The 13622-nt window shown below is 59.9% G+C and carries 14 protein-coding genes; 9 read left to right on the forward strand and 5 right to left on the reverse strand.

Annotation, left to right across the window (positions count from 1 at the left end):
• Positions 1 to 269: 269 nt before the first annotated feature.
• The 7 genes from M5G26_RS23210 to M5G26_RS23240 all read left to right on the forward strand — a co-directional run bounded on the left by M5G26_RS23210 (position 270) and on the right by M5G26_RS23240 (position 6095).
• A complete protein-coding gene (locus M5G26_RS23210) occupies positions 270 to 1934 on the forward strand; it encodes an OFA family MFS transporter (protein WP_273916583.1) in 1665 nt (554 codons plus the stop codon).
• A 270-nt stretch (positions 1935 to 2204) separates the two neighbouring features.
• Positions 2205 to 2798, forward strand: coding sequence for an imidazoleglycerol-phosphate dehydratase HisB (gene hisB / locus M5G26_RS23215; protein ID WP_007909204.1), 594 nt, complete (start codon positions 2205 to 2207; stop codon positions 2796 to 2798).
• Positions 2798 to 3436 (forward strand): imidazole glycerol phosphate synthase subunit HisH, encoded by a 639-nt coding sequence (hisH, locus tag M5G26_RS23220; protein WP_007909206.1) that lies wholly within the window; start codon positions 2798 to 2800, stop codon positions 3434 to 3436. Before hisB ends, hisH begins: the two co-directional genes overlap by 1 nt.
• Positions 3437 to 3697 (forward strand): DUF2164 domain-containing protein, encoded by a 261-nt coding sequence (locus M5G26_RS23225; RefSeq protein WP_003220751.1) that lies wholly within the window; start codon positions 3437 to 3439, stop codon positions 3695 to 3697. It abuts the gene before it with no gap.
• A 42-nt stretch (positions 3698 to 3739) separates the two neighbouring features.
• Positions 3740 to 4477 carry a 1-(5-phosphoribosyl)-5-[(5-phosphoribosylamino)methylideneamino]imidazole-4-carboxamide isomerase gene (gene hisA, locus M5G26_RS23230; RefSeq protein ID WP_003220753.1) on the forward strand — a complete coding sequence of 246 codons (738 nt, stop codon included), beginning with the start codon at positions 3740 to 3742 and terminating at the stop codon, positions 4475 to 4477.
• A gap of 9 nt (positions 4478 to 4486) precedes the next feature.
• Positions 4487 to 5257 (forward strand): imidazole glycerol phosphate synthase subunit HisF, encoded by a 771-nt coding sequence (gene hisF, locus M5G26_RS23235; RefSeq protein WP_007909211.1) that lies wholly within the window; start codon positions 4487 to 4489, stop codon positions 5255 to 5257.
• Between the two features lie 82 nt (positions 5258 to 5339).
• Positions 5340 to 6095: a substrate-binding periplasmic protein gene (locus M5G26_RS23240; RefSeq protein ID WP_134176251.1), complete on the forward strand. Its 756-nt coding sequence runs from the start codon at positions 5340 to 5342 to the stop codon at positions 6093 to 6095.
• Here the strand turns inward: M5G26_RS23240 and M5G26_RS23245 are convergent.
• The 5 genes from M5G26_RS23245 to gpmI form a co-directional block, all read right to left on the reverse strand.
• Positions 6076 to 7449, reverse strand: coding sequence for a Vps62-related protein (locus tag M5G26_RS23245; RefSeq protein WP_273916584.1), 1374 nt, complete (start codon positions 7447 to 7449; stop codon positions 6076 to 6078). The two genes, M5G26_RS23240 and M5G26_RS23245, sit on opposite strands and share 20 nt — an antisense overlap.
• Positions 7450 to 7567: 118 nt before the next feature.
• Positions 7568 to 8344, reverse strand: a complete 777-nt coding sequence (locus M5G26_RS23250) for a divergent polysaccharide deacetylase family protein (protein WP_273916585.1) — start codon at positions 8342 to 8344, stop codon at positions 7568 to 7570.
• Positions 8345 to 8346: 2 nt separating this feature from the next.
• Entirely contained in the window at positions 8347 to 9666 is a 1320-nt protein-coding gene (locus M5G26_RS23255; protein WP_016986344.1) for a S41 family peptidase, read from the reverse strand.
• Between the two features lie 34 nt (positions 9667 to 9700).
• Positions 9701 to 10987 (reverse strand): murein hydrolase activator EnvC family protein, encoded by a 1287-nt coding sequence (locus M5G26_RS23260; protein WP_034153012.1) that lies wholly within the window; start codon positions 10985 to 10987, stop codon positions 9701 to 9703.
• Positions 10988 to 11269: 282 nt separating this feature from the next.
• The gene (gene gpmI, locus M5G26_RS23265) at positions 11270 to 12799 is read right to left on the reverse strand and encodes a 2,3-bisphosphoglycerate-independent phosphoglycerate mutase (RefSeq protein WP_134176254.1); all 1530 of its coding nucleotides are present in this window, start codon (positions 12797 to 12799) and stop codon (positions 11270 to 11272) included.
• Positions 12800 to 12952: 153 nt separating this feature from the next.
• On the opposite strand from gpmI, the gene M5G26_RS23270 reads away from it, so the two are divergent.
• The gene (locus tag M5G26_RS23270) at positions 12953 to 13366 is read left to right on the forward strand and encodes a rhodanese-like domain-containing protein (RefSeq protein WP_016986346.1); all 414 of its coding nucleotides are present in this window, start codon (positions 12953 to 12955) and stop codon (positions 13364 to 13366) included.
• A gap of 1 nt (position 13367) precedes the next feature.
• Positions 13368 to 13622, forward strand: coding sequence for a glutaredoxin 3 (gene grxC / locus M5G26_RS23275; RefSeq protein ID WP_038359971.1), 255 nt, complete (start codon positions 13368 to 13370; stop codon positions 13620 to 13622).

Genomic DNA, 13622 nt, shown 5'->3' on the forward strand with positions numbered 1-13622 from the left:
CTTTTGATTTTGCTCCCGCAAAAAAGATCAAAAGATCGCAGCCTTCGGCAGCTCCTACACGTTTGGAGATCAGATGACAGAAAAAAGGTGATATCAGTTTGGTTTTTCTGTCACGTGCAAATGGTAACCTTCGCCCGTTCGTCCGTCCTTCTGCGACTTAACGTCGCGCCTTCAAGGAGCTTCACCCAAAAAAACGGTCATGCCTGCGTGCATAAAGGCCGGGGGTGAACAGTGGCTGGCGAACCATACTAATAATTGGGGGATACACAATGAGCACGAGCATCACGGCGGACGGCCTTCGCGCCGACCAGCCTGCGTTCCTGTCCAAGGAACGCATCATCGCCAAGCCCGGTTTCAACCGCTGGCTAGTTCCACCGGCCGCTCTGGCCATCCACCTGTGCATCGGCATGGCCTACGGCTTCTCGGTGTTCTGGTTGCCGCTGTCCAAAGCACTGGGCGTTACTGCTCCAGTGGCTTGCGCACCGGACATGAGCTTCATCGCACAGGTATTTTCGTCGCAATGCGACTGGCCGATCTCCATGCTCGGCTGGATCTACACGCTGTTCTTCATCTTCCTCGGCTGCTCGGCAGCGATCTGGGGTGGCTGGCTGGAACACGCAGGCCCGCGCAAGGCCGGCGTGGTATCGGCACTGTGCTGGTGCGGCGGTCTGCTGATCTCGGCGCTGGGTATTTATACCCACCAGATCTGGCTGATGTGGATCGGCTCAGGTGTGATCGGCGGTATCGGTCTGGGCCTGGGCTATATCTCGCCGGTGTCGACCCTGATCAAGTGGTTCCCGGACAAGCGCGGCATGGCCACCGGCATGGCGATCATGGGCTTCGGTGGCGGCGCGATGGTCGGTGCACCGTTGGCGACGGCGCTGATGAGCCACTTCGCTTCGGCTGAAGGTGTTGGCGTCTGGCAGAGTTTCGTGGCCATGGCCGCGATCTACTTCGTGTTCATGATCGGCGGTGCTCTGGCTTACCGCGTGCCGCCAACTGGCTGGAAGCCTGAAGGCTGGACCGCTCCGGCGAAGAAAGCCGCCAACGCGATGATCACCAATCGCCACGTGCACGTGAATGTGGCGTGGAAAACCCCGCAATTCCGTCTGGTCTGGCTGGTGCTGTGCCTGAACGTATCCGCCGGTATCGGCATCCTCGGCATGGCTTCGCCACTGTTGCAGGAAGTGTTCGGCGGCAAACTGCTGGGTGTTGATGTGCCGTTCGGTCAGCTCGATGCCGGTCAGTTGGCTTCGATTGCTGCGATTGCTGCCGGTTTCACCGGTTTGCTGAGCCTGTTCAACATCGGTGGTCGCTTCTTCTGGGCTTCGTTCTCGGACTACCTGGGCCGCAAAAACACCTACTTCGTGTTCTTCGCCCTGGGTTTTGCCCTGTACGCGTTGATTCCGAACATGGGCCATCTGGGCAACGTTGCGCTGTTCGTGGCGGCGTTCTGCATCATTCTGTCGATGTACGGCGGTGGTTTTGCCACGGTTCCGGCGTATCTGGCTGACCTGTTCGGTACACAAATGGTCGGCGCGATCCACGGTCGTCTGTTGACCGCTTGGGCTGCCGCTGGCGTGCTCGGCCCGGTGCTGGTGAACTACCTGCGTGAATATCAGTTGAGCATCGGCGTTGAACGCGCTGCCGCTTACGACATCACCTTGTACATCCTCGCCGGTCTGCTGGTGCTGGGCTTCCTGTGCAACCTGCTGGTGCGTCCGGTGGCCGACAAGTACTTCATGACCGACGCTGAACTGGCTGCTGAACAGGCGCTGGGTCACGACAAAGGTGCTGATGCCAGCACGGTTCTGGAGTGGAAAGCCGCACCGGGCAGCAAGCCGCTGGCAATCGCTGCGTGGCTGGCTGTAGGTATTCCGTTGGCGTGGGGTGTGTGGGTGACCCTGCAGAAGACGGCGGTACTGTTTCACTAAGTTCGTTTCTACCTGATCATTCCCACGCTCTGCGTGGGAATGCCTCCCGTGGCGCTCTGCGTCACATTCGAAGCGGACGCAGAGCGTCCGGGGCTGCACTCCCACGCAGAGCGTGGGAGCGATCATTGCCCTTTATGGCTTGTATGGACATGTCTACCCGCGACAGCCGGGCGTTCTATCCGTCTGCCATCTCACCTCTCGTGTTTCTGTTTCGGCCCCGCGTGCCTATAATGGCTGCCTTTTTCGCCCAATGATTTTGCGGAGCTGGTGATGGCCGAACGTAAGGCGTCTGTCGAGCGCGACACTCTGGAAACCCAGATCAAAGCCTCGATCAACCTTGATGGCACCGGAAAGGCCCGATTTGATATCGGTGTTCCTTTTCTTGAGCACATGCTGGATCAGATTGCCCGTCACGGGTTGATCGACCTGGATATCGAATGCAAGGGCGATCTGCATATCGACGACCACCATACGGTGGAAGACGTCGGTATCACCCTCGGCCAGGCGTTTGCCAAAGCCATCGGCGATAAAAAAGGCATCCGTCGCTACGGTCATGCCTACGTGCCGCTCGATGAAGCGCTGTCACGCGTGGTGATCGATTTCTCCGGTCGTCCAGGCCTGCAGATGCACGTGCCGTACACCCGCGCTACCGTCGGCGGCTTCGACGTTGACCTGTTCCAGGAATTCTTCCAGGGCTTCGTCAACCACGCGCTGGTCAGCCTGCACATCGACAACCTGCGTGGCACCAACACCCACCACCAGATCGAAACCGTGTTCAAGGCTTTCGGCCGCGCGCTGCGCATGGCCGTTGAGCTGGACGAGCGCATGGCCGGGCAAATGCCATCGACCAAAGGCGTTCTGTAATGCAGACGGTTGCAGTTATCGATTACGGCATGGGCAACCTGCACTCGGTGGCCAAGGCCCTCGAGCACGTCGGTGCCGGCAAGGTGCTGATCACCAGCGATGCGGCGGTGATTCGCGAAGCTGACCGCGTGGTGTTCCCAGGTGTTGGCGCGATTCGCGACTGCATGGCGGAGATCCGTCGCCTCGGTTTCGATTCGCTGGTGCGCGAAGTGAGTCAGGATCGTCCGTTCCTCGGCATCTGTGTCGGCATGCAAGCCTTGCTTGACACCAGCGAAGAGAACGACGGCGTCGACTGCATCGGCCTGTTCCCGGGCGCGGTGAAGTTCTTCGGCAAAGACCTGCATGAAGACGGCGAGCACCTGAAAGTCCCGCACATGGGCTGGAACGAAGTTAAGCAGAAGGTCAGCCACCCGCTGTGGCATGACATTCCCGACATGGCGCGTTTCTACTTTGTGCACAGCTACTACATCGCTGCCGCTAACGCGCGGCAGGTGGTCGGCGGCGGTCATTACGGTGTCGATTTCGCTGCGGCGCTGGCCGATGGCTCGCGTTTCGCCGTGCAGTTCCACCCGGAGAAGAGCCATACCCATGGCCTGCAATTGCTGCAGAACTTCGCCGCGTGGGACGGTCGCTGGTAAGTGGCTGCCAAGAAGTCCAAACCGCCTATCCTGACCCTCACTCCCGAACAGGAGAACGAGGCCAATCGCAAGATTCAGCGGTTCATGGAAGACCGTTTCGAACTGGACCTGGGTTCGTTCGAAGCGGCGGAAATTCTTGAGCTGTTTACCCGCGAAATTGCTCCGCACTATTACAACAGGGCGATTTTCGATGTGCAGACCCACCTCAAAGAGCGGTTTGAAAGCATCGAAAGCGACCTGTGGGCGCTCGAGAAAAACTGATTTCCGAGCCAAGCTGAACATTCAAATTTGAAGGTTTGCCAGATGCTGATTATTCCCGCTATCGATCTTAAAGACGGTGCCTGCGTACGTCTGCGCCAGGGCCGCATGGAAGATTCCACAGTGTTCTCCGATGACCCGGTGAGCATGGCTGCCAAGTGGGTGGAGGGCGGTTGCCGCCGTCTGCATCTGGTCGATCTGAACGGCGCGTTCGAGGGCCAGCCAGTCAACGGCGAAGTGGTCACCGCAATTGCCAAGCGCTACCCGACCCTGCCGATCCAGATCGGTGGCGGCATCCGTTCGCTGGAAACCATCGAGCACTACGTTAAGGCTGGCGTCAGCTACGTGATCATCGGCACCAAAGCCGTTAAAGATCCGGCGTTCGTCGCTGAAGCCTGCCGCGCGTTCCCGGGCAAGATCATCGTCGGTCTGGACGCCAAAGACGGTTTCGTCGCCACCGATGGCTGGGCTGAAATCAGCACCGTACAAGTCATCGATCTGGCCAAGCAGTTTGAAGCCGACGGCGTGTCCTCGATCGTTTATACCGACATCGCCAAAGACGGCATGATGCAGGGCTGCAACGTGCCGTTCACCGCTGCGCTGGCCGCTGCCACCAAGATCCCGGTGATCGCTTCCGGCGGCATCCACAATCTGGGTGACATCAAGTCGCTGCTCGACGCCAAGGCGCCGGGCATCATCGGCGCCATCACGGGCCGGGCGATCTACGAAGGCACCCTCGACGTCGCCGAAGCGCAAGCTTTCTGCGATTCGTACCAAGGCTGAGGACTGACCATGGCGCTGGCCAAACGCATCATCCCTTGCCTGGACGTGGACAACGGCCGGGTCGTCAAAGGTGTGAAGTTCGAAAACATTCGTGACGCCGGTGACCCGGTGGAAATCGCCCGTCGTTATGACGAGCAGGGTGCCGACGAGATTACCTTTCTCGACATCACCGCCAGCGTCGATGGCCGTGACACCACGCTGCATACCGTCGAGCGCATGGCCAGCCAGGTGTTTATCCCGCTGACCGTCGGCGGTGGCGTGCGTACCGTGCAGGACATCCGCAATCTGCTGAATGCCGGCGCGGACAAGGTCTCGATCAACACCGCTGCCGTGTTCAACCCGGAATTCGTTGGCGAAGCCGCGCAGCATTTCGGCTCGCAATGCATCGTCGTCGCCATCGACGCCAAGAAAGTCTCGGGACCTGGCGAAACCCCGCGCTGGGAAATCTTCACCCACGGCGGGCGCAAGCCAACCGGCCTCGACGCGGTCGAGTGGGCGAAGAAAATGGAAGGCCTCGGTGCCGGCGAAATCCTGCTGACCAGCATGGATCAGGACGGCATGAAAAACGGCTTCGACCTTGGCGTGACCCGCGCGATCAGCGATGCGCTGGGCATCCCGGTGATCGCTTCCGGCGGCGTTGGCAATCTGCAGCATCTGGCCGACGGTATCCTCGAAGGCCACGCCAGCGCAGTCTTGGCGGCGAGTATTTTCCATTTCGGCGAATACACCGTGCAGGAAGCCAAGGCCTACATGGCCAAACGCGGCATCGTGATGCGTTAAGCGTCAAATTCGATACAGGCCAGTGGACACCATGGCGCACCCAAGGCACTCTTGGGCACGCCATGGATTTCGGTAGCCCGACATGATCAAACGCCTGCTTCTTGTTCTCGCCAGCGCCTCGATGTTGCTCGTCAACACGGCCCGCGCCGAAACCAGTCCCGACACCGATCTGGTGCTGCTCACCGAAAACTTCCCGCCGTACAACATGGCGAAGAACGGCAAGAATTTCGCTCAGGGCGAGAACATCAATGGCATCGCCACCGACATCGTGCGCGAAGTGTTCCAGCGTGCCGGCATCACCTACAGCCTGACCCTGCGTTTTCCTTGGGAGCGCGTCTACAAACTGGCTCTGGAAAACCCCGGTTACGGCGCCTTCGTGATGGCGCGTCTGCCGGATCGCGAAAAACTGTTCAAATGGGTCGGACCGATCGGCCCGGATGACTGGATCCTGCTGGCCAAGGCTGACAGCAAGATCACCCTCGAAACCCTTAATGACGCACGCAAATACAAGATCGGCGCCTACAAAGGTGACGCGATTGCCGAGACACTAGCCAAGCAGGGCCTGAAGCCGATCGTGGTGCTGCGTGATCAGGACAACGCGAAGAAGCTGGTCAATGGTCAGATCGACCTGTGGGCCACCGGTGATCCTGCCGGGCGCTATCTGGCGCGGCAGGAGGGTGTCACCGGCCTCAAGACCGTGCTGCGCTTCAACAGTGCAGAACTCTATCTGGCGCTGAACAAGGACGTCTCCGACGAAGTCGTCACCAGGCTTCAGGCGGCGCTGGATCAGCTACGCAAAGAGGGCGTGGTTGACGAGATCATGGGGCGGTATCTGTAGCGGCTGGCAGCTCCGGCACCACTAGCGCTGCGCTGATTTCGTCGTCTGTCAAAGGGGGCTGCACGGTGGGTTCCACGACTGGCTCAGGCGCAGGAAGGATAACGGCCTCAGGCTCCGTCGGCACGTACTGGCTGATGTGCAAGCTGCTGCCATCGGTGTAGCTGAAAGTATTTGTCACGGATGTGCCGTCTGCGCGCAGCAGTCGGTAGTCGCTCTGCATCAGATAAGCTGCCACGGACCTGTTTTTGTCCACGACGGCGACCACTTCAATCGCCGCTGCGTTGAGCCATTCGTTCGAGTGTATTTCACATTGGGTGAAGTCATGGTCCAGCCGCGCCGAAAACAACAGTGGGTCTTGCAGGTTGGTCTGCCATTGGGCTCCGAACTCGACAGAAGTGGTATGGGTGAATGCCTGCAGGCTTCCCGCTTGCTGCGCGCGTGGCGCTGTCCATCTGAAAATCCGGCTCTGGTTCTCTGTGTTGTTGGCGTAGCCGACGAGCAAGTACTGATCCGTGCGTTCCAGAAGGTAGAAGGGCGAGCGGCTGAGTTGCTCGATACGGGAGAAGCGCGGATCCCTGATCGTGAACCAGGGCAGGATGGCGATGTAAGAAGGATTGTCCGGCGAAACCACAGGCGTCGGCGTTTCTGCGCAAAGCAAGGGTGCCATCGGGCGCGGGTTGACCTGAAGCCCTATCTTCAGGCGCAAGCAGTAGACCGGGAAATTTGCCGGTTTGTTGTAGTCGCTCAATCCGACAAAGCTGCCGGATGCCAGGTGGATTTCACCCGGTGCGGCGACGGGAGGAACGGCACTCCAGGTACTGACGCGCCGGCGAGCGCCACTACCCTTGTCGTCCCAGGCCAGGTCGCTGGTATTGGAGGCGATGACCAAGTCCTCCCGGACGCACCTGACAGCATTGAACGAGGGTTTTTCGTGGTCGCTCGAACACACCGATCCCAAGGCTATATAGCCTTCGGGGGGAATCGGTCGCCAGATCGACAGGTCTCTTTTCGAGCCTGAGCCAGAATCCTTCCAGATCAACTCGTAATCGTCCGGGCGGCGCAGTGCCTTGCCTTTAGTGGGATCAGAACTTGCAGTATCAGCATCGCAAACGACTGCTACCACTGTGTTGCCGTTGATATTGCCGTGGCCTCTTGTAACGACGTCGCCCAAGGGGAAATAGCCCGGCAGCACATCGGGAGCAGGGGTGGGGTGCCAAAAGGACGCCGGTTTTGCCCGTAAGCCGTCGGTGTCCCAGATTCGGAGATACTCTGTTGTGAAGCTGATCAGCAGGTTGTCGACCCTGATGGGTTCGATTCGCCCGGCAGGCGGGGTGATCGTGGGATTGGTTGTCATGGTTACTCCTGATAGTGAGAAGACGACTCGAGGCAGTCGCGACCTGTTGCAGGTCTCACTATCCGGAAAGGGGGCAGGTGTCTGGCGGTAACTATGTATTGTTCAGCGCTACAGCGTATTACCGATAAACCCCGTCTTTACCATGACCGACCATGGCGCGATTGCTGCGCACGCTGATCATTTGCTTGATATCGATCCACTCGATGCCCTGAGCCTTGAGTCTGGGCAATTCGCGCTCCAGCACCGCCAGCGTCTGCGGATACGGATGCCCGATCATCACTGCCGAACCCTGCTTGTGCGCCAGGCTGATCGCGGTCTGCAATTGTGCGTAGATCGCCGCCTCAGTGCGCTCATCATCGAGAAACACATCGCGCGAGACGCTGGCCAGATCAATCTTCTGCGCCTGTTGCGCCGCCACGGTCTGGGCGCTGGTGCGGCTGTCGACGAAGAACTTGTGCCGGCGCTGCAATTCGCCCATCAACCATGCCATCGCCACTGGCTGCGCGGTCATGCGGCTGCCCATGTGGTTATTGATGCCGGCGGTGTACGGGACCATTTTGAATGCGGCGTTGAGGCGTTTTTCCAGCTCTTCGATAGGCAGTTCGGGGTGCCAGGCGTACGGCCCGGTGGCCGGGTCCATCGGCATGTGCAGAATGACGATCTTGCCGGCGCGATGGGCCTCGCGGGCGAACTCGGTGGCGTGCGGAGTATCCGGCATGATCGCTGCGGTCACCGGGCCGGGCAGGGCCAGCACGCGGCGATCCCGGGGCAGGTTCTGCCCTAGGTCGTCGATGATCAGTGTCAGGTAGGCTTTGTGTGGCTTTGGGCTGACGGGCTCTGCGTGAGCAGCACCCGCCAGACAGCACAACAGAACGAAGACGAAGCGCAGAGACATCCTCAACGGCCGGACGTGATGCTCAGCCCTTTGAGCAGGCTCAGGGCCTGGGCCAGTTGGTAGTCGTCGTCCTGTGGCATGGCTTTAGGCTTGGCGCCCGAGCCGGTCGGTTTGTCCGCGCCGCCGTTGCCGTTGCCCAAGTGACCTTGCAGGTCGGCTTCCTTGAAGTAATCGCCATCGGCTTCGTTGGTGATCTTGGCCTTGCGTACTTCGATGTCCGGAACGATGCCCTGTGCCTGAATCGAGCGACCATTCGGCGTGAAGTACAGCGCGGTAGTGATCTTCAGCGCACGGTCGTTGTTCAGCGGCAGCACGGTCTGTACCGAGCCTTTGCCGAAACTGGTGGTGCCCATGACCACCGCGCGTTTTTGATCCTGCAAGGCGCCGGCGACGATTTCCGAAGCCGAGGCACTGCCACCGTTGATCAGCACGACCATCGGCACGGCTTCACTTTCGTCTTTGCCGGTGGCCGAGAAACGCAGTTCGGAGTTGGCGATCCGGCCTTTGGTGTAGACGATCAGGCCTTTGGTGATGAAGTGGTCGACCACTTCCACCGCCGCCTGCAACACGCCGCCCGGGTTGTTGCGCAGGTCGAGAATGATGCCGTTGAGCTTCTTGCCGTTGTCCTTGCGCAGCTTGGCCAGGGCCTTGGAGACCTCTTCGCCGGTCTTGACCTGGAACTGGGTGATGCGGATGTACGCATAGCCGGTTTCCAGCAGTTGCGCCTTGACGCTCTTCACCTGAATCACCGCACGGGCCAGGGTCACGTCGAACGGCGTGCCACCGTCGCGTACCAGGGTCAGGGTGATCTTCTGGCCAATCTTGCCGCGCATTTTGTCGACGGCTTCGGTCATGGTCTGGCCGCGCGTTGGCGCACCGTTGATCTTGACGATGAAGTCGCCGGCCTGAATACCGGCCTTCGACGCCGGGGTGTCATCGATTGGCGAGACCACTTTGATGAAGCCATCTTCGGCGCCGACTTCGATGCCCAGGCCGCCGAATTCACCGCTGGTGCTTTCCTGCAGCTCGGTGAAGTCTTCCGGGCCAAGGTAGGCCGAGTGCGGATCAAGGTTGCTGAGCATGCCCTTGATCGCGTTTTCCAGCAGAGTCTTGTCGTCCACCGGCTCGACGTAGGCGGCTTTGATCCGGTCCATGACCTCGGCAAAGGTGCGCAACTCTTCCAGCGGCAACGGCGCCTTGGAGGTCGCGGCAGTGCCTGCCGGAGCGACGGCCGGGGCTGGTTGAGCGGCGAACGCCAGAGGCGCGCCGATCACCAGGGCGATCGTCAGGGCCAGCGAGGTAAGGCGGGACAAATGCAGCATGTCGAACGAACTCCTAATGTAGGTGACTCAACGCCTATCCTTGCGCGCGGCACCATTGCGCTGGATCACTCGGGTGACCCTGCTGACGAATTGCGAAATACAGCGCTGGTGTGTCCTGGCCGCCACTGTTACCGACAGTGGAGATCGACTCACCGGCTTTTACCACGTCACCGGCCGACTTGAGCAGCGTCTGGTTGTGACCGTAAAGACTCAGAAAACCGTTGCCGTGATCGAGGATCACCAGCAACCCGGCACCGCGCAGCCAGTCGGCGAACACCACGCGACCACCGTGTACGGCATGCACCTGGCTGCCGGCGGAGGCGCTGATCATCACGCCGTCCCACTTGGTCCGGGCGTCGTCGCCACGGCTTTCGCCGAAGCGTGCCAATAGTCGACCATCAACCGGCCACGGAAGTTTTCCCCGGGTTGCAGCAAAAGGACCACCGAAGGTCTCGCCGCTGCTGGAGACCAGTGCGCCGGGAGTCGATCTGGCGGGTTTTCGTGGGGCGTCGCTGTTTTCAGCCTGCGCCTCACGCAAACGCTTTTTTTCCGCTTCCTGCTGGGCGATCAGCGCTTTCTGCCGCGCCTCTTCTGCCTCACGGGCCTGGCGGGCCAGGGTTTCTTCAATGGTTTTAAGGACTTTAGACAGGTCTGCCTGATCCTGCTCACGCGCGGCGAGTTTCTGATCGCGGGCCTTCACGTCATCGTTGAGCTTGGCGAGGACTTGCTGGCGTTCCTTGCGAACATTTTCCAGTTCGTCGCGCTGGGTATCGAGGCTGCTTTTCTGTACCAGCAATTGGGCCTGCTGGGCGGCGATGTCTTTTTCGACATTGGCCAGCTGGCGCAGGGTTTCGTTGAAGTTCTTCAGCTGCTCCAGGCGGGCCTGGCTCAGGTAATCGTAATAGGTGAGGGTGCGGGCGAATTTCTCGGGATTCTGCTGGTTGAGCAGCAATTTGAGGTATTCCTGCCGACCGTTCTGATAGGCCGCACGGGCCTGAATGGCGATCAGTCGCTGCTGTTCAGTGCGCGCGCTCTGGAGTTTTTTTTTCTCTGCATCGAGTCGCTGCAGCTCGGATTCGCTTTTCTGCAGTTCTTTCTGCAGTGCATCGACCTGCTTCTGCAGCTTGCCCAGCTCGGTTTCAGTGCCCTTGAGCTCTTTCTGTACGCCGGATTTTTCTTCCTGGACTTTGCTCAGCAGCTTTTTCAGCTCGGCAATGTCCTGACGCGTGGCGTCCAACTGCTGTTGGGTTTGCGCGCGCTCGTCAGCGAAGGCCGGTTGGAGCAGGCAGGTCAGAGCGAGGGCGATCAGGACGCGGAGCATAGAGGCGGGCGGCACCAGGGTAAGGGACGGCCTAGTATGCCCGCCCGAGGCTGCAAAAAAAACGCCCAATTGGGGCTGTGTGATAACTGGACCAAGCAATACACCGAATTCCATTTCGAAAACTCCATAAACCACTGTGGGAGCTGCGGTGCGACGATTCGACTTGCCAGCGATGGCGTCTGCACATTCAACATAGATGTTGGCTGTCAGATTGCTATCGCTGGCAAGTCGAATCGTCGCACCGCAGCTCCCACAGGGTTTTGTGGTGCGTGATCGAGCGGATTACACCAGGATAGACGTGCCGGTCATTTCCGCCGGTTTTTCCAGGCCCAGCAGCTTCAGCATGGTCGGTGCCACGTCCGCCAGCACGCCGCCTTCACGTACTTTCAGGTCGCGCTTGCCGACATAGATGAATGGCACCGGCTCGGTGGTGTGCGCCGTGTGCGCCTGGCCCGTGGATTCATCAGCCATTTGCTCGACGTTGCCGTGGTCAGCGGTGATCAACGCTTCGCCGCCAACCTTCTCCAGTGCATCGACAATGCGACCGACGCAGGTGTCGAGGCATTCAACAGCCTTCACGGCCGCGTCGAACACGCCGCTGTGGCCAACCATGTCGCCGTTGGCGTAGTTGACCACGATCACGTCGTAACGCTGGTTTTCGATGGCTTCGACGATGCGGTCGGTGACCTCGGGTGCGCTCATTTCCGGTTGCAAGTCGTAGGTGGCGACTTTCGGCGACGGGATCAGAATGCGTTCTTCGCCCGGGAACGGTTCTTCACGACCGCCGGAAAAGAAAAAGGTCACGTGGGCGTACTTCTCGGTTTCAGCGATGCGCAGCTGGGTTTTGCCGTTTTTCGCCAGATAGTCGCCCAGTACGTTTTCCAGGCTGCCCGGGGCGAATGCCGACGGTGCCGGAATGCTTGCCGCGTATTGGGTCAGCATGACGAACCCGGCCAGTTTCGGCTGGCGTGCGCGTTCGAAATCCTTGAAATCGTCTTCGACGAACACGCGAGTCAGCTCGCGGGCACGGTCGGCGCGGAAGTTCATGAACACCACGGCGTCGCCGTCTTCAACCTTCACCGGCTCACCGATGGACGTGGCTTTGACGAATTCGTCGCTCTCGCCGCGCGCGTAGGCAGCGTCCAGACCTTCTTGTGCTGTGGCTGCGTGGAATTCGCTGTTGCCGTCGACGATCAGGTTGTAGGCCTGAGCCACACGGTCCCAGCGGTTGTCGCGGTCCATGGCGAAGTAGCGGCCGATGATGCTGGCGATGCGGCCCTTGCCAAGTGCCTGGAACGTCGCGTCGAGCAGTTCGATCGACGATGCAGCGCTTTTCGGCGGCGTATCGCGGCCATCGAGGAAAGCGTGCAGGTAGATTTTTTCGGCGCCGCGCTTGAACGCCAGTTCAGCCATGGCGATCAGGTGATCCTGGTGGCTGTGCACGCCGCCGTCGGACAGCAGACCCATGAAGTGCACGGCTTTACCAGCGGCCACGGCTTTATCCACAGCGGCGCAGATGGTCGGGTTCTCGAAGAACTCGCCGTCGCGGATCGATTTGGTCACGCGGGTGAAGTCCTGATACACCACGCGACCGGCGCCAAGATTCATGTGGCCGACTTCGGAGTTGCCCATCTGGCCGTCCGGCAGGCCGACATCCATGCCGCTGCCCGAGATCAAGCCGTTCGGCACGGTGGCCCAGAGGCGATCAAGAACAGGCTTCTTCGCCGCGAAAACGGCGTTGGATTCGGGGCTGTCGCTGTGACCGAAGCCGTCGAGAATCATCAGGACCAAAGGTTTAGGCGTAGTCGTCATGGAATCCACTCGTGGCTAATAAAGAAGAGGGCGATGGAAAAGGGAGTTGGAGTTTAAAGCTAAGTTCCGACCGCGTCACCGCCGGACGGGGTTTGGCCGACCATAGTGGCTGTGTATACTGGCCGACATTTTAACGCCCTGGAACCTCCTTCGATGGTTGCTCACCTGATTGAATTTGCCACTAACCACTACATTCTTGTCGGTATCTTCGTCGTACTGCTGGCTCTGTTGCTGGCGCACACGATGCAGGGCGGCGGTAAAAGCCTGAGCACCGGCGAGCTGACCGCGCTGGTCAACAAAGATGCAGGCGTGGTGGTGGACATCCGTCCGGCCAAGGATTTCGCTGCCGGCCATATCGTTGGCGCGGTGAACATTCCCCAGGACAAACTGGCTGCGCGCGTTGCCGAGCTGGAAAAGCACAAGGCCAAGACCATCATTCTGGTCGACGCCCTGGGTCAGACCGCCGGCACCCACGCCCGCGAACTGATGAAATCCGGCTTCACCGCCGCCAAGCTGTCCGGCGGTATTTCCAGCTGGAAAGGCGACAACCTGCCGCTGGTGAAGTGATATGAGTGAAGTCATCGTCTACTCCAGCGATTACTGCCCTTATTGCTCGCGAGCCAAGTACCTGCTCGAGAACAAAGGCGTGGCCTTCAAAGAGATCAAGGTCGATGGCAAGCCGCAGGTGCGCGCCGAAATGACCCAGAAAGCCGGACGCACGTCCGTGCCGCAGATCTGGATCGGCAGCAAGCACATCGGCGGTTGTGACGATTTGTATGCCCTGGAGCGCGCCGGCAAGCTCGACGCGCTGCTCAAGGCCTGA

Origin of the sequence: Pseudomonas sp. TNT2022 ID642, from assembly GCF_028656995.1 — a bacterium.
In the GTDB taxonomy this organism is placed as follows: Bacteria; Pseudomonadota; Gammaproteobacteria; order Pseudomonadales; family Pseudomonadaceae; genus Aquipseudomonas.

Excerpts from the sequence above, each read along its gene's own strand:
- M5G26_RS23210 (WP_273916583.1), top strand. The coding sequence starts at position 270 with ATGAGCACGAGCATCACGGCGGACGGCCTTCGCGCCGACCAGCCTGCG.
- hisB (WP_007909204.1), top strand. The coding sequence starts at position 2,205 with ATGGCCGAACGTAAGGCGTCTGTCGAGCGCGACACTCTGGAAACCCAG.
- hisH (WP_007909206.1), top strand. The coding sequence starts at position 2,798 with ATGCAGACGGTTGCAGTTATCGATTACGGCATGGGCAACCTGCACTCG.
- hisA (WP_003220753.1), top strand. The coding sequence starts at position 3,740 with ATGCTGATTATTCCCGCTATCGATCTTAAAGACGGTGCCTGCGTACGT.
- hisF (WP_007909211.1), top strand. The coding sequence starts at position 4,487 with ATGGCGCTGGCCAAACGCATCATCCCTTGCCTGGACGTGGACAACGGC.
- M5G26_RS23240 (WP_134176251.1), top strand. The coding sequence starts at position 5,340 with ATGATCAAACGCCTGCTTCTTGTTCTCGCCAGCGCCTCGATGTTGCTC.
- M5G26_RS23245 (WP_273916584.1), bottom strand. The coding sequence starts at position 7,449 with ATGACAACCAATCCCACGATCACCCCGCCTGCCGGGCGAATCGAACCC.
- M5G26_RS23250 (WP_273916585.1), bottom strand. The coding sequence starts at position 8,344 with ATGTCTCTGCGCTTCGTCTTCGTTCTGTTGTGCTGTCTGGCGGGTGCT.
- M5G26_RS23255 (WP_016986344.1), bottom strand. The coding sequence starts at position 9,666 with ATGCTGCATTTGTCCCGCCTTACCTCGCTGGCCCTGACGATCGCCCTG.
- M5G26_RS23260 (WP_034153012.1), bottom strand. The coding sequence starts at position 10,987 with ATGCTCCGCGTCCTGATCGCCCTCGCTCTGACCTGCCTGCTCCAACCG.
- gpmI (WP_134176254.1), bottom strand. The coding sequence starts at position 12,799 with ATGACGACTACGCCTAAACCTTTGGTCCTGATGATTCTCGACGGCTTC.
- M5G26_RS23270 (WP_016986346.1), top strand. The coding sequence starts at position 12,953 with ATGGTTGCTCACCTGATTGAATTTGCCACTAACCACTACATTCTTGTC.
- grxC (WP_038359971.1), top strand. The coding sequence starts at position 13,368 with ATGAGTGAAGTCATCGTCTACTCCAGCGATTACTGCCCTTATTGCTCG.